Annotated in this window: 20 protein-coding genes; 6 read left to right on the top strand and 14 right to left on the bottom strand. The window is 62.9% G+C overall.

The window, feature by feature from the left end; genetic code table 11:
* Positions 1-46: 46 nt before the first annotated feature.
* Complete coding sequence (locus tag CKO25_RS16955; protein ID WP_200389135.1) at positions 47-1,576, top strand: phytoene desaturase; 1,530 nt, start codon at positions 47-49, stop codon at positions 1,574-1,576.
* The gene (locus tag CKO25_RS16950; protein WP_200389134.1) at positions 1,557-2,627 is read left to right on the top strand and encodes a phytoene/squalene synthase family protein; all 1,071 of its coding nucleotides are present in this window, start codon (positions 1,557-1,559) and stop codon (positions 2,625-2,627) included. Before CKO25_RS16955 ends, CKO25_RS16950 begins: the two co-directional genes overlap by 20 nt.
* 192 nt (positions 2,628-2,819) lie before the next feature.
* Here CKO25_RS16950 and CKO25_RS16945 read toward each other — a convergent pair whose 3' ends face one another.
* The 14 genes from CKO25_RS16945 to CKO25_RS16880 all read right to left on the bottom strand — a co-directional run bounded on the left by CKO25_RS16945 (position 2,820) and on the right by CKO25_RS16880 (position 18,096).
* Positions 2,820-3,623, bottom strand: coding sequence for a hypothetical protein (locus CKO25_RS16945; RefSeq protein ID WP_200389133.1), 804 nt, complete (start codon positions 3,621-3,623; stop codon positions 2,820-2,822).
* Between the two features lie 12 nt (positions 3,624-3,635).
* Entirely contained in the window at positions 3,636-6,035 is a 2,400-nt protein-coding gene (locus CKO25_RS16940; RefSeq protein ID WP_200389132.1) for a putative bifunctional diguanylate cyclase/phosphodiesterase, read from the bottom strand.
* The gene (locus CKO25_RS16935; protein ID WP_200389131.1) at positions 6,025-8,979 is read right to left on the bottom strand and encodes a chemotaxis protein CheB; all 2,955 of its coding nucleotides are present in this window, start codon (positions 8,977-8,979) and stop codon (positions 6,025-6,027) included. Before CKO25_RS16935 ends, CKO25_RS16940 begins: the two co-directional genes overlap by 11 nt.
* A gap of 518 nt (positions 8,980-9,497) precedes the next feature.
* Positions 9,498-9,971, bottom strand: coding sequence for a PAS domain-containing protein (locus CKO25_RS16930; RefSeq protein WP_200389130.1), 474 nt, complete (start codon positions 9,969-9,971; stop codon positions 9,498-9,500).
* A 94-nt stretch (positions 9,972-10,065) separates the two neighbouring features.
* The gene (locus tag CKO25_RS16925) at positions 10,066-11,835 is read right to left on the bottom strand and encodes a proton-conducting transporter transmembrane domain-containing protein (protein ID WP_200389129.1); all 1,770 of its coding nucleotides are present in this window, start codon (positions 11,833-11,835) and stop codon (positions 10,066-10,068) included.
* The gene (locus CKO25_RS16920) at positions 11,832-13,331 is read right to left on the bottom strand and encodes a complex I subunit 5 family protein (protein ID WP_200389128.1); all 1,500 of its coding nucleotides are present in this window, start codon (positions 13,329-13,331) and stop codon (positions 11,832-11,834) included. The genes CKO25_RS16925 and CKO25_RS16920 overlap by 4 nt, the downstream gene beginning before the upstream one ends.
* Complete coding sequence (locus CKO25_RS16915) at positions 13,328-14,845, bottom strand: complex I subunit 5 family protein (RefSeq protein WP_242467688.1); 1,518 nt, start codon at positions 14,843-14,845, stop codon at positions 13,328-13,330. The genes CKO25_RS16920 and CKO25_RS16915 overlap by 4 nt, the downstream gene beginning before the upstream one ends.
* Before the next feature lie 4 nt (positions 14,846-14,849).
* Positions 14,850-15,158, bottom strand: coding sequence for an NADH-quinone oxidoreductase subunit K (locus tag CKO25_RS16910; RefSeq protein ID WP_200389127.1), 309 nt, complete (start codon positions 15,156-15,158; stop codon positions 14,850-14,852).
* Complete coding sequence (locus CKO25_RS16905) at positions 15,155-15,883, bottom strand: MnhB domain-containing protein (protein WP_200389126.1); 729 nt, start codon at positions 15,881-15,883, stop codon at positions 15,155-15,157. Before CKO25_RS16905 ends, CKO25_RS16910 begins: the two co-directional genes overlap by 4 nt.
* On the bottom strand, positions 15,870-16,250 hold the full coding sequence (locus CKO25_RS21995; protein ID WP_371829723.1) for a Na(+)/H(+) antiporter subunit B: 381 nt from the start codon (positions 16,248-16,250) through the stop codon (positions 15,870-15,872). Before CKO25_RS21995 ends, CKO25_RS16905 begins: the two co-directional genes overlap by 14 nt.
* Positions 16,241-16,537: a monovalent cation/H(+) antiporter subunit G gene (mnhG, locus tag CKO25_RS16895; RefSeq protein ID WP_200389125.1), complete on the bottom strand. Its 297-nt coding sequence runs from the start codon at positions 16,535-16,537 to the stop codon at positions 16,241-16,243. Before mnhG (CKO25_RS16895) ends, CKO25_RS21995 begins: the two co-directional genes overlap by 10 nt.
* The gene (locus tag CKO25_RS16890) at positions 16,524-16,808 is read right to left on the bottom strand and encodes an MrpF/PhaF family protein (RefSeq protein ID WP_200389124.1); all 285 of its coding nucleotides are present in this window, start codon (positions 16,806-16,808) and stop codon (positions 16,524-16,526) included. The genes mnhG (CKO25_RS16895) and CKO25_RS16890 overlap by 14 nt, the downstream gene beginning before the upstream one ends.
* Positions 16,805-17,326, bottom strand: a complete 522-nt coding sequence (locus CKO25_RS16885) for a Na+/H+ antiporter subunit E (RefSeq protein ID WP_200389123.1) — start codon at positions 17,324-17,326, stop codon at positions 16,805-16,807. Before CKO25_RS16885 ends, CKO25_RS16890 begins: the two co-directional genes overlap by 4 nt.
* Positions 17,326-18,096, bottom strand: coding sequence for a lipid-binding SYLF domain-containing protein (locus CKO25_RS16880; protein WP_200389122.1), 771 nt, complete (start codon positions 18,094-18,096; stop codon positions 17,326-17,328). Before CKO25_RS16880 ends, CKO25_RS16885 begins: the two co-directional genes overlap by 1 nt.
* Positions 18,097-18,673: 577 nt before the next feature.
* On the opposite strand from CKO25_RS16880, the gene CKO25_RS16875 reads away from it, so the two are divergent.
* The 4 genes from CKO25_RS16875 to mbhE are packed head-to-tail and all read left to right on the top strand — an operon-like array spanning position 18,674 to position 20,429.
* The gene (locus tag CKO25_RS16875; protein ID WP_200389121.1) at positions 18,674-18,922 is read left to right on the top strand and encodes an MrpF/PhaF family protein; all 249 of its coding nucleotides are present in this window, start codon (positions 18,674-18,676) and stop codon (positions 18,920-18,922) included.
* On the top strand, positions 18,923-19,324 hold the full coding sequence (gene mnhG / locus CKO25_RS16870; RefSeq protein ID WP_200389120.1) for a monovalent cation/H(+) antiporter subunit G: 402 nt from the start codon (positions 18,923-18,925) through the stop codon (positions 19,322-19,324).
* A complete protein-coding gene (locus tag CKO25_RS16865; protein ID WP_200389119.1) occupies positions 19,321-19,620 on the top strand; it encodes a Na(+)/H(+) antiporter subunit B in 300 nt (99 codons plus the stop codon). Before mnhG (CKO25_RS16870) ends, CKO25_RS16865 begins: the two co-directional genes overlap by 4 nt.
* Positions 19,617-20,429 carry a hydrogen gas-evolving membrane-bound hydrogenase subunit E gene (mbhE, locus tag CKO25_RS16860; protein WP_338115159.1) on the top strand — a complete coding sequence of 271 codons (813 nt, stop codon included), beginning with the start codon at positions 19,617-19,619 and terminating at the stop codon, positions 20,427-20,429. The genes CKO25_RS16865 and mbhE overlap by 4 nt, the downstream gene beginning before the upstream one ends.
* The last annotated feature ends 3 nt before the right edge of the window (positions 20,430-20,432 follow it).

The raw sequence follows: 20,432 nt of genomic DNA, 5'->3' as shown, positions 1-20,432 counted from the left end.
TGCTATACTGTCAACTGGCATTGACAAACTATCGGGTAACGCAAACTTGACACTCGTGGCATCGCAGGTCACCGAGCCGCATTCCGGTCGCACCAAACCGCATGCAGTCGTCATTGGCAGCGGCTTCGGCGGACTGGCTGCCGCCATTCGCTTGGGGGCTCGGGGCTATCAGGTCACCGTGCTCGAGCGTCTCGACGCGCCTGGCGGGCGTGCCTACGTCCACAAGATCGATGGATTCACCTTTGATGCCGGGCCGACCATCATCACCGCGCCCTTCCTGCTCGACGAGCTGTGGGGGCTGTGCGGACGTCGCTTCTCCGAGGAGATCGACATCCGCTTGATGGATCCCTTCTACCGGATCCGTTTCGACGACGGCAAGGTGTTCAACTACAACGGCGACGCGGATGCCGTGAAGGCGCAGATCGCGACTTTCTCGCCGCGCGACGTCGCCGGCTACGATCGTTTCATGGAACACAGCGAGGCGATCTTCAAGATCGGTTTCGAGCAGTTGGGGCACGTGCCCTTCAACTCCTGGACCGACATGCTCAAGATCGTGCCGGACATGATCACGCTCGGCAGCCATCGCAGCGTTTATGCGATGGTCTCGAAGTACATCAAAGACCCCTACATCCGCCAGGTCCTGTCCTTCCATCCGCTGCTGATCGGCGGCAATCCCTTCTCCGTCACCTCCATCTACACGCTCATCTCTTTCCTGGAGCGTAAATGGGGCGTGCACTCGGCCATCGGCGGCACGGGGGCGCTGGTCAACGGGATGGTCAGCCTCATCGAAGGCCAAGGCGGGACGATTCGCTACCGTGAAGAGGTCGAGCAGATCCTGGTGAAGGATGGCACGGCGACCGGTGTGCGCCTGAAGTCCGGCGAGACGATCGACGCCCCGGTCGTGGTGTCCAACGCCGACGCCGCCTGGACCTATCGCTATCTCGTTCCCGCCGAGCATCGCCGTCATTGGACGGATCAAAAGATCGATCGCGCCCAATACTCCAATGGGCTCTTCGTGTGGTATTTCGGCACCAAGCGTCAATATCCGGACGTCGCCCACCATACGATCTTGCTCGGCCCACGCTACAAAGGCCTGCTGGACGACATCTTCAAGAACAAGCGTCTCGCCGATGATTTCAGTCTCTATCTCCATCGCCCAACGGCGACGGATCCGGGTTTGGCACCGGAGGGTTGCGATACCTTCTACGTCCTAGCCCCGGTTCCGCACCTACAGGGTGACATTGACTGGGAGCAGGAAGCCGAGCCGTTTCGGGCACGGATTGCCCGTTATTTAAGCGAAACCGTCCTGCCGGGGTTGGAAGACGAGGTCGTCGCCTCGCTCATCACGACGCCGCGGGATTTCCAGGACAGGCTCCTGTCCTACAACGGGGCCGGGTTCAGTCTCGAACCCATCCTCTTGCAGAGTGCGTGGTTTCGACCGCACAACGCGAGTGAAGAGGTGAATGGCCTTTACTTGGTCGGTGCGGGGACGCATCCAGGCGCTGGTGTGCCTGGTGTCCTATCGTCGGCCCGTGTCCTCGATACGGTGGTACCCGATGCCTCAACCTATGCTTAACTCCACGCTAGCGCGCGAGGCTGATCTCGCCGCGTGCCGCAAACTGCTACGAACCGGTTCGCGCTCATTCTACGCAGCCTCCTTTCTGTTGCCCCAGCGCATTCGCGATCCCGCTGTCGCCCTCTATGCCTTCTGTCGTGTTGCCGACGACGCCATCGATTGCGCCGCGGACGTTCCAGGCGCACAGGAGGCGGCTCTTGCGGAATTGCGTGAGCGCTTGGATCGCGTCTATGACGGGCAGCCGATCGAGGTCTATACCGACCGCGCCCTCGCCGACGTCGTCGAACGCTTCGGGGTGCCGAAGGCGTTGCTGTCAGCCTTACTCGAGGGATTTGAGTGGGACGCGAAGGGGCGTCGATTCGAGGATCTCTCTGGCGTCTACGACTACTCGGCCCGTGTCGCGGGGACTGTCGGGGCCATGATGGCGGTCTTGATGGGCGCGCGCTCGTCTCAGCTGGTGGCGCGGGCCTGTGATCTCGGCGTCGCCATGCAGTTGACCAACATCGCGCGTGATGTGGGTGAGGATGCCCGCAATGGACGACTCTATCTACCGATGGACTGGATGCGGGAAGCCGGCATCGACCCCGAGGCTTGGCTCGCAAATCCGGTCTTCGACGAGGCGCTCGCGAGTGTCATCGAACGGTTGCTCCGCACCGCGGATACCCTCTACAACCGCTCCGACGCCGGCATCGCAGGGCTCCCCATGGGGTGTCGCGCTGGCATCAATGCCGCACGCTATCTCTATGCCGAGATCGGACGCCAGGTTGAGCGCCAGGGGCTGAACTCGGTTGCCCAACGCGCTGTCGTGCCTGGGCGCCGTAAGGTGCAACTGCTGGTGCCGATTCTCAGCACCGCGGTCCTGTCACCACGATTCGAGGCGGCGCCGCCGTTGGAGGAAACACGCTTCCTGGTCGAAGCAGTAGCCTACTCGAACCATCGCACACAAGAAGAGCGTCGCGCGAGCGGTCAGAAGATCGGTGAGCGTGTCGTTTGGGTCTTGGAGTTGTTCGAGCAGCTGGAAGAACGCGAGCGCGCGTTGAGCAACGGCTGACCCTGCCCGGAGCAGTGAGACGCTGTGTCGCGTAAGCAGGACGCGGCACAGCGCGATTGCCGAGGTGGCAACCACAGGGCTCCAGGAGCGCCAGCAGCTCTGCATGCGGAAGCCTCTCGGCATCGCCGCTGGTGCTGTGAAATGCTGAATCGCACTGACAACACCAGGACCGCGGTTGCTCTGATCCGCGAATCAGGGATGTGCGCCGCTGGCAGTGGGCATCCCCATCATGCCCATCTCGCGCGCGCTGTAGGCGTCCGGGACGCGAAAGATCTCAGCCGGGATCGACTCCCAACGGATCACCTGAACCTCGGTTTCGGTCGTCATCTGTGTTCCCATCATGTCGAGCTGAGTTTCGGTGAGAATTGGGTAGCCTTTGATTTTGCTCATCTCTTCACGCTGCGCAATGCCAGCGGGCGAGCTGGCAAGAACGCCACCCGGGCCGGACAGACTCATCATGTCGGTGTAGCGGGTGACATCGATGTCCACATCCGCGGCGGCCCAGATATTCTGCTCGATCCCCATCATGCCGCTCTTGTTCACGCGATAGAGACGAGTCTCCCACTCCCCGATGCGCCGCTGCTGATCGGTCTCCTCGACCGTGACGGTCATATCGCCGATCATGGCACGCATTTGTTCACCCGCGGGTCCTGAAAGACTTTCCATCACCGCGTTGACGTCGATTTCCAAATACTCTTTCTCGGCATGGTTAATGAAGGTGATGATGCCGGCGTTGGGGTCCATGATCATGTCGGTGGCGTCAGGCCCCGAGTTGATGACCGCCATTTTATCCCCCGCGAGGTAGGTCTTGGTCAGATCCTCGCTGGTTCCCTCATCCTGGATCCCGGAGGTCCGGTTGAGGGTCTCGATGTAATAGCCCTCAAGCTCGGCGAAGGCCACCGTGATCGGCAAGAGAGTGGCGAGAACGACGGCTGCCGCGGTGCGGTCGATGCGGATGCGTCGCGCTGTGGTCTTCAAGTCTGCAGGATTCGTCATGCCTGATCCTCTTCATTTCATTGGCTGGGGTGTGCTGATGGGCAAACAGGCGTGTCGCTCCCCCGGCGTTGAGTGACCGCTTGAGTCCACGGGAAGAAATCGTGCGGCGAACGCCTCCGCGCCGATCGCCCGCTCGTAGAGATAGCCTTGCGCCTCTTCACAGCCTTCGTCGATCAGCAGCTTGGCTTGCTCAAGCGTCTCGACCCCCTCGGCCATCACGGCGAGTCCGAGACTATGGGCCAGACCAATGATCGCCCTGACCACGGCGGCATCGTCCCCGCTGTGGGTCGAGCGCTCGACAAAGGACTGGTCGATCTTGAGGCGCCGAATCGGCAGTCGTTTGATACAGATGAGTGACGAGCATCCCGTGCCGAAATCGTCGACCGCGAGTCCGATCCCCAGGTCACAGAGCTGTTGCAGATTCGCCAGCGTGGTCGGCGCGTGCTTCATGATCGAGGTCTCGCTCAATTCAAACTCGAGTCGGTTCGAAGCGAGCCCGGTCTGTGCGAGGATCCGGGTGATCTGCTCAAAGGCGTCCTGATCCTTCAGTTGGCGGAGCGAGAGGTTGACCGCGAGCCGAGGCAGGCGGAGACCAAGGCGATCCCAGTCCAATAGCTGCCGACTGGCATGCTCAAGAACCCAGCAGTCGAGCTGATCGATCAGGCCAATCTCCTCGGCAATGGGGAGGAACTGCGCCGGCGCCAGTCGTCCGAGTCGCGGATGTTGCCAGCGACACAGCACCTCCACCCCACAGAGTTGCCCAGTGTGCAGGTTGACCTGTGGCTGATAGACGAGGAGCAGTTCATGATTGGTGAGTGCCTTGCGCAGCTCGTGCTCGAGGCGAAGCCGCTCGATGGCCCTCTCGGACATGGCTCGCTCAAAAAAACTGAATCCGTTGCGGCCATTTTCCTTGGCCCGATACATGGCGATGTCCGCATGACGCAGCAGGGTTTCGGCATCGATGCCATCACTCGGATAGAGACTGATCCCAATGCTGAGATTCAGGAAGAGCTCGCGCCCTTCGATGACGAAGGCAGGGCGAAACAGGTCGAGCAGACGTTGCGCGAGCTTCGTGACATGGCGTGCGCCATCGACGTCCTCGAACACGATGACGAACTCGTCGCCGCCGAGACGTGCGAGGGTATCGGTCGCGCGGACCGCCTCGGCGAGGCGCTCGGCCACCTGTTTGAGGATCTGATCACCGATCAGGTGTCCTAAGGTGTCGTTGACGAGCTTGAACCGGTCGAGATCGAGAAAGAGCAAGGCGACCTGGGACAGATGCCGGGCTGCCCTGAGGATGGCCAGCTGAAGCCGCTCCTGGAACAGATTGCGATTCGGTAACCCCGTCAAGGTATCGTGCTGAGCGAGAAAATGCAGTTGTTCGCGAGAGCGCCGCAGCTCGGTGATGTCACGATTCACGCCCCGGCGACCTAAATAGTCTCCCGTGTCGCTGAACACCGCTGAACAGGTGTGCTCGATCCAAAATTCCTGTCCGTCCTGATGGTGAACACGGAATTCGATGTGCTCTGGTTCGAGCGATTGCCCGGGGATCCACGAAACATGGGCTGCCAGATGGCTTGTCCACAGTGGGCGATCGTCCGGATGGATCAGCCGTTCGAATAAATCCGGATCGGCGATGAAGGCGGCGGGCGGATAGCCGGACAAGCGCTCGCATGCCGGTGAGATAAATCGATAGTGGCCATCCGGCCCCATCCAATATTCCCAATCCGCACTGAATTCGGCAACGATCCGATAGCGTTCGCGACTCTCTTGCAGGGCCTTGCGTTGCTGGACGGCCGCGGTTCGATCGACGATGGCGCAGAGCACACTGAGATGGTGTTCCGCCTCGAGCTTCATGCCCGTGAGATGCAGATCGCCGATGAAAGGCTCCTCATGCAGGGTTCGAAATCGCAACTCACGCAGTTGGATCGAGGCGTCGACACGAATCTTGGACAGGGCGCTGATGACGACACCTCGGTGTTCCTCAGCGATCATGCGAATGAAGAAGTGACGGTGATAGCCGGTGTCGCGCAGTCCAAACAGATGGCGCGCCTCGCTGTTGGCTTCCTTCACGATGCCCTGGGTGTCGAGGATCAACTCGGGCATCGGCAGGCTGTCGAAGAAGGTCATGAACCGAGCCAGCGCGTACTGGGCGCGTTCGTAGCTGTGCTGGAGTTCCTCGTTCTGGATCTCGAGTTCGGCCTGGTAGATGCGCAAGCTCTCGACCAATGCGGCCTGACTCAGATCGTCGCTGCCCAGCAAGCGCTCAGCGAGATCGAAATGCCCCTGTTGCAGTGCCAGGAGCGCACGCGCACGCACCTCCTGGTCCGGGACAGCAGCGGTCTCCGGATCCGACGCGAGGCGGCTGCCATGTGGGCAGTCACTCGCCACGGCACCCGGATCAGGTGTCATTGCCGGCATCGGACCATTGGCTGATATTGATGTGGCTCACGATGGCGCCACCGCCAGGGTGGCGAATCGGAGCCACATGCATGGCGAACCAGCGCTTTTCGGTTGCGGAATGACAGGGGTACTCCATGGAGAAGGTCTCCTGGCGCCCGTCAAGGATGGAGCGAATCCCGTCAAGCGCGGTCGTTGCGCCTGGGCTGTCGCAGCCGGGGCCAAGGTTGCAGACGGTGAGATAATTGGTGCCCACTCCGGTGGAGCGGAGTTCGGGATCGCCGTTGGCGATGGCAAACTCACGCCAGGCTCGGTTGACCAAGCTGATCACCCCATTGGAGTCGAGGACGGCGACATGTTCGGGCAGGGAGTCCAGTACCGCTTGCATTCGTTCGATATCGTAGAGCGTGGTGATGTCGATGAAGGTGGCCACCGCGCCTCGCGGATCACCGGGACGCACGGCATAGGGTAGGACACGCACCAGATAGACCCGCCCATTGGCCGCTTGGATCTCGCGCTGCAGCATCTCGCCGCTGTCAACGGTGTGGTGCAACTCCTCGATGAAGTTCGGATACTGGAGCAAATTGGCAAAATCATCGATCGGCCGACCCAGATCGCTGTTGCGGATCTTGAACAGGCTGGTTGCCTCCGGGGTGAAGCGTGTCAAGCGCAGATCGGAATCGACGAAGACGGTTGCGATCGCGGCCGCCTTCGCCATGCTGTCCAGATCGGCATTGAGCCGATTCAGGATCTCGATCTTCTCCTGATTCTCGGCATTGACGGTATAGAGTTCTTCGTTGACGGATTGCAGCTCCTCGTTCGAGCTCTGCAGCTCCTCGTTCGATGCCATCATCTCTTCGTTGGTGGCCTGGAGTTCCTCGTTCGCCGTTTCAAGCTCCTCGATCGTGGCCTGGAGGCTCTCGCGCGTGGCATTGAGCTCGCGCTCCAGGGTCTCGACGCGCTGCGCCGTTTCGCGATCGAGGTTGATCGTCTCGATCCCAAGTGGATCGTCGCCTCTCGTGCCGGACAGGGGTTGTTCGGGCTCGGGCTCGAACGACAACATCAGGTGCGTTTCACCCTGGATGACGGTCAGCGGGCGCACGACGAGGCGCAACCGAGTGGAGTCGCCATTCGGTCGTTCGAGTGTCAGGACGTCGGAGCGCAGCGGTGGGCCGCCGCGAACCCCCTTGTGCAGGAGTGCTTGTGCAACGGCTGAAAGGGGCGCTGCAAGAAGCTTCGAGACCTCCAGCGTGGCATTCCCCTCGCCGATGCGCAGGTAATCTCCGACTTCACCGAAGACATGCAGTAACTCGAAGCGGCTACTCAACAGCAGGCTGGCCGGGGCATAGCTGCGCAGGAGGATGGACTGACCCGCGTCGATCACGGCCGCATCGCTGGCCAGCTGATGGTTGCGCCGTCCGAGACGACGGCTGGCCCCTGCCGTGGACTGCGGTGCCAAGGGGGTTCCGCTCAAATCCAACGGCAAGGAGACATGGCGCAGGATGCGGTAGATCTTGTGCTTCGAGCTGACGGCGGTGAAGTCCGACTGGAGATCCGCGAGTGTCTCGCTCGGGCCGAGAAAGAGGAAGCCGCCGGGGGCGAGTGCATACTGAATTCGCCGCAGTGCGCGTTCTTGGGCTTGCGTTCTGAAGTAAATCAACAAATTGCGGCATGAGACCAGATCCATCCGCGTAAACGGAGGGTCTTCAAGGAGATTGTGACGAGCGAAGACGATGCTTTGTCGGATCTCATTCTTGATGACGAAATGGTTGCCGCGTTTGTAGAAGAATCGTTCGAGACGCTCGGGGGAGAGCTCCGCGGTGATGGCCTCGGAGAAGACCCCGGCACCACCCACCTCAACGTTCTGCTGTTCGACATCGGTGGCGAAGAGTTTGAAGTTCGGCCACCGTTTGGCCTGATCGAAGGCCTCGGCGAAGAGAATAGCGAGGGAATAGGCCTCCTCACCGGTGGAGACGCCCGCGACCCAGACGCGGATGGGCTGACTCTCGGAGCGCTCGGAGACGATGGTCTTCACGACGGTCTGGGAGAGGATCTCGAACGCCTCGGGATCACGAAAGAAGCTGGTGACCGGAATCAAGAGCTCGCGCCGTAACACCGCGAGTTCACTGCGATCGTTGTCGATCAGGCGGACATAATTAGCGAGATCCGGGGTGTGACGCACTTGCATGCGACGCTCGATCCGCCGCATCACCGTGGCCGGCTTGTATTCGCGGAAGTTGATGCCGCCCTGATGCTGAAGCAGGTGCATCGCTTCCTCGAAGGCATCATCCCGATCCATGCCGGAGGTGCGCCCGTCGGGAGGGGTGCGATGACGGGGAACCTGATGGATGTGCTCGACGATCCGGGGTCCGAGTTCGTCCGGTGGGAGGATGGCGTCGACGAGTCCGGTGGCAATGGCGCTGCGCGGCATGCCGTCGAACTTGGCCGATTCCGGCTCCTGAACGAGCAGCAGGCCTCCGGCATCGTTGATCGCAACCGCGCCACGGGTGCCGTCGGAACCGGTCCCGGAGAGGATCACACCGATCGCATGCTTGCCGAATTCCTTCGCTAGCGAGACGAAGAAGAGGTCGATCGGGAGCGTGAGGCCGCGCGGGTTCTTCGGCGTCAGGCGCAGGGCGTCACCGGCGACGCTCATCATGCTGGCCGGTGGGATCAGATGAACGCGGTTGGGCACGATCCGCATGTCGTGCTCCACGGTCACGACCGGCATCTCGGTGTGGCGGCTCAGCAGATTCGCCATCATGCTCTTATGATCCGGCGAGAGATGCTGGATCACGACATAGGCCGCGCCAAGGTCGGTCGGCAATGACTGGAAGAACCGCTCGAGGGCATCGAGGCCGCCCGCGGAGGCGCCAATTGCGACCACGTAGCCGCTGAATTGGCCTGGGTGAGTCTGTTCGCCGAGTGGTTGCTCGGTTTCGGTCACCTGAGACATGATGCGAGTCCTGAAAACAGCGGTGCAACCAACCCATTTGACCGAAGATAGTCGCGTCTTGACAATGATGGAGAACAGGTCGGCGAGCGGTTGCGCGGGGGTTGTCCGAACCAACCAACATCGGAATTCGGTTCCAGTCCGCATTCCATTATAGCCCGATCGCGCTTCATTTTCTTTGACATTCCTTCACGGCGGCGCCGTGCTTCGCCCATCAGCGCCCTGGTGAGAACCGCGTAAAAAGGGCACGGTTAGCCCTCGAGCGAGCGTGTGTCGCATCGAACCTTCTTCGCGGTGGTCATTGAGAAGCGCGTGCTGCGCAGTCGCGGGGTCGATCGGATGCAAGTCCAGGCATTCGCCCCTCATCCCCGCCCATTTCGGTGGCGATGGGGGGCAAGTCGACTGACCGAAGATGGGGCCCGACCATCCAAGACGGGTCACGCCGCGCACGTCGCCGCTCACTCGAGCGACTGGCGCGAATCCGCTCGCGCGCGGCTGTTCGGTCGAACCGGTGGAGAACCTCAGCGCTCAGATGAACGCGTCTCGCGATCCGCGATGCGTAACATCTCTTTCAACCGCTCCAGCTCCTCGCGGGCTTGCACCTGATCGGTGACGTCGTACTGCACCCCGAGGAAGTAGATGAGTTTGCCTTGCCGGTCATAGAGTGGCCGGATCGACAAGCGGTTGTAGAAGAGGGTGCCGTCCTTGCGATAGTTGCGCAGCGTCACCGTGGTGTCGCGATGCTCGCGGATCGCTTCACGGATCTTGGTCAGGCCCACTTGATCACGGTCCTCGCCATGGAGAAAGCGACAGTTGTGACCGATGATGTCTTCGCGTTCGTAACCGGTAATCAACTCGAACGCCGCGTTCGCGTAGACAATCGGATTATCTTCCTGGTCTGGATCCGAGAGCGTGATGCCGTTGATCGAGGTGTCGAGGATCTGCGACAACACGAAGGGGATCAGATCCGCATCTTTGTCGGCGACGAAATCCATGGTGTGCTCTTTGCGGTTGTGTCGTTCTGGAGAGGGTAGAACCTTTCGTCAAGGGCGGCAAGCATGGTTCGGGCTCGTGCGCTGTATCCCCTGTTCAATGACTGAGTGCGAGCCAGGCGATCCCGAGACCGAGCAGCACGAGGATGGTCAAGATCGCGTCCCACTGTGTCAGACGGGCCTCGATGAAGGCCAACCGGGTCCGCCAGCTGCGTTGGGCCACCAGGCGGTGGACGCCGTGCCAGGCCGCGTCGCGCCAAGCCGGGAGTGTGGCGCGCGCAAGGTGGTCGAGACGATGCCCGAGGAGGCGCAAACCGGTTGCGGCAGTACCTTCGGTGCGAGACCAGGAGCGCGCCTGGGGCCGCGTGGGCCGGCGTGCGCGCCTCCCGCCGCTGGCCCAACCGCCAATGAAGGCCGTGGCCAAGCTGATGAGGGCGACGAGGGTGAGCGGATCGAGGACTGTGTGAGACCAGTGTGACGCGGGGACGAGCCGCCAGGCCAGACCGACAGCGTTTGGTGCGATCCCCAGCGCCGCCGCCCCGGCAACGGCCGCCGCGCCGGCGGCCAGGCCGATCCCGGCGAGGGTCTGCTGTCGCGAGTGACCGGACCTGCGGGTGAGTGAGCGCTCTTGGTCTTGCGCGGCACGCGGTTGCATCACTGAGCGCCCGGCGAGGAGCGCGACCCCCAGCGATGGCCACCACAATGCCCAGCCCAGTTTGATCTCGACGTCCAGTCCCAGACGTAGGAATGGCAATGCCGCAAGGGCCACCAGAAGCGCCATCAGTGCGGTCAGCGTCATGCGCCAGCCCTTGCACTGGCGTTGCTCCGCGCGGCTGCGCAGCAGCAACAGCGCCGCGAAGGCAAGTGTGATGTGCAGCAGGAACAGGGGAAGGTCCGCGGTGAGACGTGGTGCTGATTGCGGGTCGTGGATCGCGAGACCGATCGCGCACAACCACAGGGCGGATAGCGCCATGATGAGGCTGCTCGCGGCGTCGCCCGGGTCCGTTCGCAGCATGGCACGCAAGACGGCATAGGAGAGGGTGGCCAGGGCGAGCCCGATCAGCACCAGTCCTTGGTTGGGCCAATGCATGGAACCGAGAGGCAAGAGCGCGAGCCAGCCGAAAAGCCCCGCGGCAGCGACGTAGGTGATGAGGATGAGTTGGACGGCGTCGGACGCGGATCTGAACGCTGGGACGAGCCAGAGATGTGCGCCGAGGACACCGGCCTTGACCCCGAATCCAACCAGCAAGAGACCGAAGAGGACGTTGGCGCTCGCGCTCGCCCTGATCGCGTCCTGCAGTGCCGCGAGCGCCGTGCTACCCACTGCGTGCGCCAAGATCAACAGCAGCTCGAACACGAGCAGATCGCTCAGCACGAGCAGAATCACGAGTCGCCGGCCCGCTGCCCGTGCGCAGCGATCGGTGCCCTGTTGGAGCAATCCGTAGAGTGCATAGCCGGCCAGGGTGCCAGCGGCAAAGAGGACGATCCCATCGTTGGCCAAGGCCAAACCGAAGGTGCCACCCATTGCCAGCAGCGCGAGTACGGCCACGCGCCGGTGATGGTCATGGTGGCTGAGCGGCTGGTGACGCCGCTGCAGCAGGACCGTCGAGACCAACCACAGCGATGCCGTCAGGATCAGCAACGGTCGGGAGGTGGGGTCCAATCGCAACCCGGCACCCAGTAACACCGTGGGCAGGTCCAGGGAGGTTGGTGGCAGGGTCACGGCGACGATCAAGGCCGGCACGGCCGCCGTGGGTAGCCAGCGTTGGATGCGCGATCCGGACCCGGCAACCGCGATTAGCAACGCGAGCAGCAGGGGCCAGAGCAGCGGAAGGAGGAGCACGTCATGCCACAACTGCGGGTTCAAAGTGGGCGGAACTCCCGTTCCGCGATGAACCGCGCCCACTCCAGCGGACTGAAAGGCAGGGACGCCAAGAGTCCAGCGAGCAAGGCCGCCACGGCCGTGATGATGGGGGGCCAGAGTAACGCGCGCGACGTTTCGCCACGCCCCAGTGATCGTTCGGCGGGCCATTGGGCCGGTGGCTCACGGAACCAGGCAGCATGGAGGATCGGGAGAAAATAAGCGGCGTTGAGGAGACTGCTGGTTGCCAGCACAAGCAGCACCCAGTGCTGGCCAGCATCCAACGCCCCGAGCCCGAGATACCATTTGGTGATGAAGCCGGCCACTGGGGGAGCGCCGATCATGCCAAAGGCGCCAACGGTAAAGGCCACCATGGTCCAGGGCATGCGCTGCCCCGCCCCGTTCATCTCGCTGACCTTGTGGACCCCGAGGGTCTCGGCGAGGTTACCGGCGCAGAAAAAGAGGGTGATCTTCATCAGACCCTGGTGGATCAGATGCACCAAGCCGCCAACGGTTGCGATGGGACTGGCGATGGCGACGCCGAGGACGATGTAGGACACCTGACTGACGGTCGAGAAGGCGAGACGGCGTTTGAGATCATCCTGGAAGAGCGCGCGCAGCGAGCCGTAGAGGATGGTGATCGAGGCCAAGACCGCCAACGGTAGTGTGACCCCGAGACCAGCCGAGAACTCGACCCCGAAGACTTCATAGACGACCCGCACGATGCCAAAGGCGCCGGCCTTCACGACCGCCACGGCATGCAGCAAGGCGCTCACCGGGGCGGGTGCGACCATGGCCATCGGGAGCCACACGTGTAAGGGGACGAGCGCAGCCTTCACGCCAAGACCGGTGATCAGAAAGATAAAGATGAGAATCAACGCCGGATGCGTTGTTGGGTCCAATTCCGAGACGAAACCGAGCGGCGTGAACTCCAGGGTTCCGGTGAGGGTGTAGAGCCAGACGATGCCAAACAGCATGAGTGCCCCGCCGCCAATCGTGTAGGCCAGATAGACCTGGCCGGCGCGGCGGGCGACCTCGGTCCCGCGATGCACGACCAGCGGGTAGGTGGCGAGCGTTAAGAGTTCGTAGAAGAGGAGGAAGGTCAGCAGGTCGGCGGCCATGGCAACACCGACCGTGGCCGTGACGCAGAGACTGAAGAAACCGAAGAAACGGCTGCGGTGCGGTGAGCCTTCGAGATAGCCGATGGCATAGATGGTCGTGACCAGCCAGAGCAGGCTCGACAGAACCAGGAACAGCAACGCAAGCGGTCCAGCGCGCAGTGCTAAGTCGAGCCCGGGCAGAAAGGAGATGCGGACCTCATACTCGATCCCTTGCGAGACACCCCAGAACATCACGCCGACCAGGGCCAGCTTGGTCAGGGCGCCGCCGAGATTCAGCGTGGTGCGCAGGCGCACCCGAGACTCATCCAGACCGAAGATCATCAGGCCGGGCAGCAGCGAACTGCAGAGGACCAAGAGCGGAATCCAGGCCTCGAGACTCATGGTCCCATGCCTCCAACGTGGGCAGCGAATGGATCACCGATCTCGAGCAGCATCAGGGGTTGCGCCACCAAAAACCCAAGCAGGACGGCCGCCACCGCCAGCGCGAAGGCGACCCACTCCATCGTGGCCGGGACGCGCTGCGCCTGATGGGGATGCTCGGCTTGGGTAAAGGCGAAGCCGACCACCTTGAAGACATAGGTCGCGGCCAGCACGCCTCCCAACATGATCACGATGCCCCACCCCCAGCGTCCCGTGGATAAGGCCGCCTCCAGCAACAGCCATTTCCCGATGAAGCCACCACTCGGTGGCAGCCCAATAATGCTCACGCCCGCGAGCGCAAACGCGGCCATGCTCAGGGGGAGGCGTTGCACCACGCGGTCGAGATCGGCGATGCGATCGTGTCCCCCGAAACGCAGCAGATTGCCGGCGGCTAGGAACATGGCTGCCTTGGCCAGGGCATGGGAGAGCGCCAAGTAGAGCGCCCCGCTCCAAGCCAATCCTCCGGTCCCGGCCGCCAATGGAAAGGCGAGAAAGAGATAGCCGATCTGGGCCACGGTCGAGTAGGCGATCAGCAGCTTCAGTCGGGTCTGAACCAGGGCTTGGATGGAGCCCCAGAGCACCGCGCCGGCACCGAGCAGGCCCAGGAAGGTTGCGACGCCGTCGGACTGGACCTGGACGAGTTCCAACCAGATGCGGACCAGCAAGTAGTATGACCCTTTGATGACCAGGGCCGAGAGTGCGGCACTGACTGGAGCCGCGGCGCTGGCATGGGCGGGTGGCAGCCAGAAATGCAAGGGAAAGAGCGCGGTCTTGAGGATGAGGCCGGCGCTCATGAGGGCGAGCGCCGCCCAAGTTGCGGGTGCCGCATCAATCCGCGCGGCGAGGAGTGCGAGATCAACCGTCGCATAGGCATGATAGAGAAGGGCGATCCCCAAGAGATAGGCGAGCGATCCGAGCAGACTCACGAGGAGGTAGCGCATGGCGCCAACCAGCGCCTTCGCCCCGCCCGCGAGGGCCGTGAGCGCGACCGCTGAGAGTCCCAGGATCTCCAAGGTGACATAGAGGTTGAAGAGGTCACGAGAGAGGAAGAGCGCGTTCAGTGCGGTGAGCAACAGCAACCACAATGGCCAGAAGGCCTGTTCGCGAATCGGGTCCGCGCGAAAATAGCTGTGCGCGTAGAGGCTGATGCCCAATCCAACCACGGCGGTCATCAACAACATGGCGAGACTGAGCCCGTCGGCGTAGAGGTCGACCCCGAGCGGGGCCCCCCAACCGCCGACCGCCAATCCCTGCGCCCCGGCGCCCAGGAGCCAGGGGATCAGCAGCAGCACGGTAGCGAGAAGTGCGAGCAGGGTCACAAGCCCAATCGCGGCCGCCCAGCGGCGCATCACGAAGGCGAACAAGGCCCCAAGCAGCGGCACCAGAACGGGCAGAGCCAAAACGCTGGCCATCAAGCCAGCCGCATCAGCATGAGCCCAGGCGAAGAGCTCGCGGACCAGTGCGCTCGGTTCCATCTATTCAGTCGTGGTGAGGATCGGGAAGACGCGCACGCCCGGTCGCCGCGACCACCCGCAGCATCAGGCTGAGCGCCAGCGCGGTCGCGGCGACCGCCACGACGATACCGGTGATCACCATCGCTTGGGGCACCGGATCAGGTCCCCCCATGGGGGTCCGCTGTCCCAGCCCGGCCAGCACCAGGAAGACCCCGCTGCCCATCACGTTGAACCCCAGGATCTTGCGCAGCAAGTGGGCTCGCATGATCAAGGCATAGAGACCGAGCACAAAGAGCCCAAGTCCTGTGAGGGCATAGATGATCGCTGGGGTCATGGCGTTTGTTCCGGGTGTCCGCCGAGGAATAGGGCGGCCAGGGTCACCCCGATTGCCACACTGGCGACGGTCTCGATGAGCAGGATCAAGGCCCCGGACCAGGGCGGCGGATAGTCCAGCCAGACCCGGTCGAAGCCGAGCCCGACCAGCCCGGCAGCGATGAAAACGAGGACCCCCGAGACCAGCAGCAGTCGCAGTGGCCAACCCGCGAGACGGCGCGGGAGTCGCCACCCAGTCAAGGTCAGCACCACCCCCGCGGCACCGAGCACGGCGCCGGCCTGGAAGGCTCCGCCCGGCGCCGTGCTCCCAACCCAGAGCAGGTATCCCGCGATCATCAACATCAAGGGCGCGTAGAGACGGGTCAGCCGGTCCAGCATGACCCCGGGGCGGTGATCCGTTCGTGGCGACCCTTCGGCCAAGGACCAGACCCCGGCCAGTGCGAGCAGGAGCACGACCATCTCGAGCAGGGTGTCATAGCCGCGGAAATCGAGCAGTACGGCGGTGACCGGGTGGGTGACACCGGTGTCCACGAGCGCCGCGTCGACCTGATCGGCCAGCCCGGGCGCCTCGGTGGGCAGCGCTAGGATGACCAGCGCGAGTCCCACGAAGACCACGGCGAGGAGGCTTGCGACGACCAGCCGTGTCAACCCCTGAACGCTCCTCTCCTGACGGGCATCCAGGTCTTCTTCACCGGCCGTGCGCAGGTCTCGTTTAGTCTTGTCCATGAGGTGTCCGACTGGGCTTCTCAGCGTGTATCCGACCCTGGCGTGCTGTCGACAGCGGCTCGCGCGGGTCCGCCGCGTTCGCGCCACCTTGGTCGGCGGTTCGCGACGATGGGTCCAGCTGCCGCAAGCGGGCGATGGCATTCAGCAATAAGGCTCCCGTCAAGCCCGCGCCGATCGCCGCCTCGGCCAAGGCAATATCCGGGGCCTCGAGCCGCACCCAGACCAGTGCGAGGGTGAGACCGAAGCCGACGAACAAGACGGCAGACTCCAGCAATCCCGCGCTCGCCAAGGCGCGCCCGGCGAGCCACAGCAGCAGGAGGGCCAAGAGGGCGTCGATGGCCCACTGCATGGGTGCGATCAGATCCATGGGGAGATTCCACGCCGCAATGCCGCGCGTGCCACCAGATGACAGGCGAAGGTGGAGGCAACCAGGACCAGGAGCCAGATCAGGACCAGCTTGCCCACCCCAGCCCAGGTCTCGGCCTGGATTGCCAGCCCGGCGATGACCAGGCCCAAGCCGAGGTTGTCCGCCTTGGTCAGGGCATGGAGGCGCGTATAGACATCAGGGAAACGCAACAACCCAACGGTCCCGGCAAGGAAGAACAGCCCCCCAAGCAACAAAAGTGCGATCGTGATGGCATCAGGGATCCCCATAGGGCTCGTCCTCCGGATCTTGGGTCCAACTGCGGCGCACGAAGGCAACCATGGTCACGGCCGCGAGGAGGGCGAAGACGAGGGCGACATCACGAACCGCGCCTTGACCCGATGCCTCGGCAAGCAACAGCAACACCGCAACGGCGGTGGTCCCGAACAATTGCGCCGCTAACATCCGATCGGCGGGTGTCGGGCCGCGCAGGATGCGCCATAGACCTGCCGCAAGGGTGAGGATCAGGAGCACCGCGAGGCCAAGATACAACAGGTTCATGATGTCATCCGATGCGTCTGCGATGGAGGATGCAAGGCCAGGCGGAACAGGGCGGCGACGCGCGACTCCAATGCCGCGAGATCGGCGGTGTTCGCGGCATGCCGATCCAGTACGTGGACGATCAGGTTGTTGCGTACGATCTCGGCACTGAGGGTTCCGGGTAACAAACTCACGACGGCGGTCATGAAGATCCGCGATCGCCCCGGCGGGAGTCGCAAGCGATAGTCCATGATTCCGGGTGCGATTGGTAGCCGCGGCACGCAGGCGCGCCAGGCCACATCGAGACCGCCCCGCCAGGATCGCCAGAGGAAGAAGGGAACGAACCGTGCGAAGCCCAGTAGCGACCAGGGCACCGGCCGCGAGAGTGACAGACTCAAGCCAGTCGCCAAGAGGACGAAGACGCCCCCCAGGGGCCAACTCTCGGGTTGTCCATCAGTCAAACTCCACCAGAGCAGGATGAAGAGCGTGAGGCGCAACAGGACCGTCCGCACCATCGGCAGTGGACCCGGCAGCCGCATCAGTCGACTCCCGGCGCGTTGAGCGCATCGTCAGGCCAAAAGCGCGTGCCAAACAAGGTGGCCTCGACCCGCAGTCCCGCGGAGGTGATGCGATAGATGGAAACCCCTCGACTCAAGGGTTTGGTGGCGTCCGCCTGCTCGCTCCCAAGTGCTCCACGCGTCTCGGCGGATACCTCGAAACCTTGCGTGATGAACCGATCGAACGCCGCGTCGTCCTCCAGCAGCACCACCACATCGGCCGAGAAGCCACCAAGACCATAGCTCCAACCGATCCCGCCGGTTGCCGCCTTCATGTAGATGGGGTGGGTTGCGTCTCGCTGCATGGCCAGGCCATACCCATAACCAGCGGTGGCGCCGAGCGCAATCTGGCGCACATGAAATACGGCCCAGCCAGCGCTCTGATCGAACGAACGTCGTGCCTCGGGATGCGTTGCGAAGAGCTGATCGAGTGCCGTGTATGCCAGGTCTTCGACGACGGCACGTTGCTCCGCGACGGTGCCCTCGCGGATGAAAAAAGCCGCGGTGTCCTCGCCCACGCGCAGCGTTTTGTCGATCCCCCGGGCCGCCAGATCAGCGCCGGTCGCCAGGGCATCGAGCGAGACGGAGCGACCGCGTTCGTAGGCGCTGTGCACTCCCTCCTTCACGCCCCGCCACCAGGTTTCAGCCGCAGCCTGTAACGGGCTGAGGGCCAGACCAACCGCGCAACCGAGCGCGATGGCATGCCCGCAGTAGGGCCGGAATCCATGACTCGCACGACGTCTGAACTGCATCCAATACCTCTATTTTGGACAAGCATGATCCTGATCGAGTCAGAACACGCCTCCACGGTCGATCCGCCATGAAGCGAACGAATCCGAGCGGGTCCCGCTCGAAACCACCATTACCCGGAACCACTCACCCGCCACCGCCGACCTTCGGATCCGCCCGGGGCTGATGTACCTATTATGAGCCCAGCTCCTGACCGGCGAGGGGTCGGAGTTCGTCGCGGCCTGTTCGGCCAATCGCCGCTCGCAGCGCTGATAGCGCGTCGGGTTCTTGCGTTGCATGATGCGGGCACCCTGTGCTGATGTGTTGGGCAACGTCCGCTGGGAATCATGAGATCGCCCCCTTGGTATCAGCGGTCAGTCGATGTCCAGCGTCTTGTCCGGATGCCACCAGATCAAAAGGGAATGAGTTAATCGTGCCGCGCCGGGGCCAGGCAGGGGTCACCGCGCAAGGGTTGCCGACCCAGGGGTGCGCGTCAAGCCACGGCAGAACAGGTTGGCGAGGTTCCAATTGTGTTCTGAGTCTACACATGAAAGGATGAACTCATTAGGCTCGTTGCGCATGTTGTGGAATAGGTGGGCCATGATCACGCTGTTTCTATTGTTGCTATTGCCTGTATCCTTCTTGATTCTATGGCGTTTTTTCAAAGGGCCAGATGCGGTGAACCGGGTCTTGGCCGTGGATGCGCTCACCATTCTCGGGATCGCACTCTTGACGCTGGTCGCGCTGCGCGATGGCCGTGTGATCTACCTCGACGTCGCCCTGGTCTTCGCCTTGGTCGGGTTCGCCGGCGTGATCCTGTTCGGTCGTTTTTTGGACAAGGGGGTCTGAGTGAATCTTCTCGGTTATGCCTTCATCGGCGCTGGTTTGTTCTTTTTCTGGATCAGTGCATTGGGTTTGATCAGAATGCCTGATTTCCTCACCCGCATGCACGCGGGGACGAAGGCAACCACGCTCGGATCCTTGTTGATCCTGGTTGGTGCGGGGTTCATTCAGCCGGAATGGGCGTTGAAATTGGCGCTGTTGGCCGTGTTTCTGCTGCTCACCAATCCGTTGAGTTCATCCGTGTTGGCCCGTGCGGCCATGCAGTCGGGAACCGATACCGTCCCGATGAAGTACAACGCCTACGCCGATCAGATCGGCACCCCCGCCGCGCAGGCCACCACGCGGGTCGGCGCGCACGGAGGTGTCGAACCAGGGTCCGCGTCCGTTGGCGTCGAGGTCTCGCGATGACTGCCTTGATCGCCCTCACCCTGTTCGTCTGGATGATCGGTGGCGCACTCTTCGCGGTCCGTCAAACCGACCTGCTACAGGCCATCATTGGCCTGTCGTTGTTGAGTCTGGGCGCCGTTGGACAATTTTTTTTACTCCAGGCGCCGGATGTCGCTCTCACCGAGGCCGCGATCGGTGTTGCCGCGGGCACCTTCGTGTTGCTCATGGCGCTGCGGCAGATGGGCCGTGATGAATCAGCGGACCCATCCCACGATCAGCGCGATCAGCGCGATCAGCGGGGAGAGTCGCACCCGTGAGCCGAGCGGCCCCCCATCCCGTGCGCATCAGTGCGCGCCTCATGTTGGTCGTGTGTGGTTGGTTGTTCCTGCTCCAGGTCGCGGTCATCCTCTTGACCCTCGGGCAGACAGCCACCGAGACGGTCGGTGATGGTCTGCTTGCGCGCACCATGGAGACCGGCGCGGCGAACGCCGTGACCGCCGTCGTGGTGAGCTTTCGCGGCTTCGACACCCTCGGTGAGGTCACCGTGCTGTTTCTGGCTGCGACGGGCATTGGTCTCTTGTTCTCAGCGCGACCCGAACGGACTGGCACCAACACGGGGCCTGGCTCGCTCGATGAAGGGCTCGCTGAGGGGAACCCCCCTGTCCCTACCATGGCGGCCCCACCGCCCGAGCGTGTGCTGTCACAGCCGAATGAGATTCTGGCCAACGGCATCCGTCTGATCTATCCGGTGCTCTTATTGTTCGGCGTGTATGTGGTCGTGCATGGCCACTTGTCACCGGGTGGTGGATTTCAGGGAGGTGTGATCATCGCCACCGCGTTCATGCTGCGCATGCTTGCTGATCCCTCATTCGTGTTGCCGCCGATCGTGATCGCCGTGCTGGAATCCTTCTCCGGAAGCGGCTTCGTGTTGTTCGGGCTGATTGGGCTGGTGCTCGCGGGGACATTTCTCGGCAATGTGCTGCCCCACTCTGCCGCGAGCACCGGGTTGCTGGTGAGCGCGGGGGTCATCCCCCTGATCTACATCCTGGTCGGGATCAAGGTCGGTGCCGAGGTCGGTGCCATCTTCCAGGACATGTTGGAACACCACCCGCATCAGGAGCACTGACAC

The organism is Thiocapsa imhoffii, assembly GCF_016583985.1.
GTDB classification, from domain to species: Bacteria; Pseudomonadota; Gammaproteobacteria; order Chromatiales; family Chromatiaceae; genus Thiocapsa; species Thiocapsa imhoffii.
The sequence above is the reverse complement of the archived record's forward strand: the minus strand, read 5'-3'. Positions and strand labels throughout refer to the sequence as shown.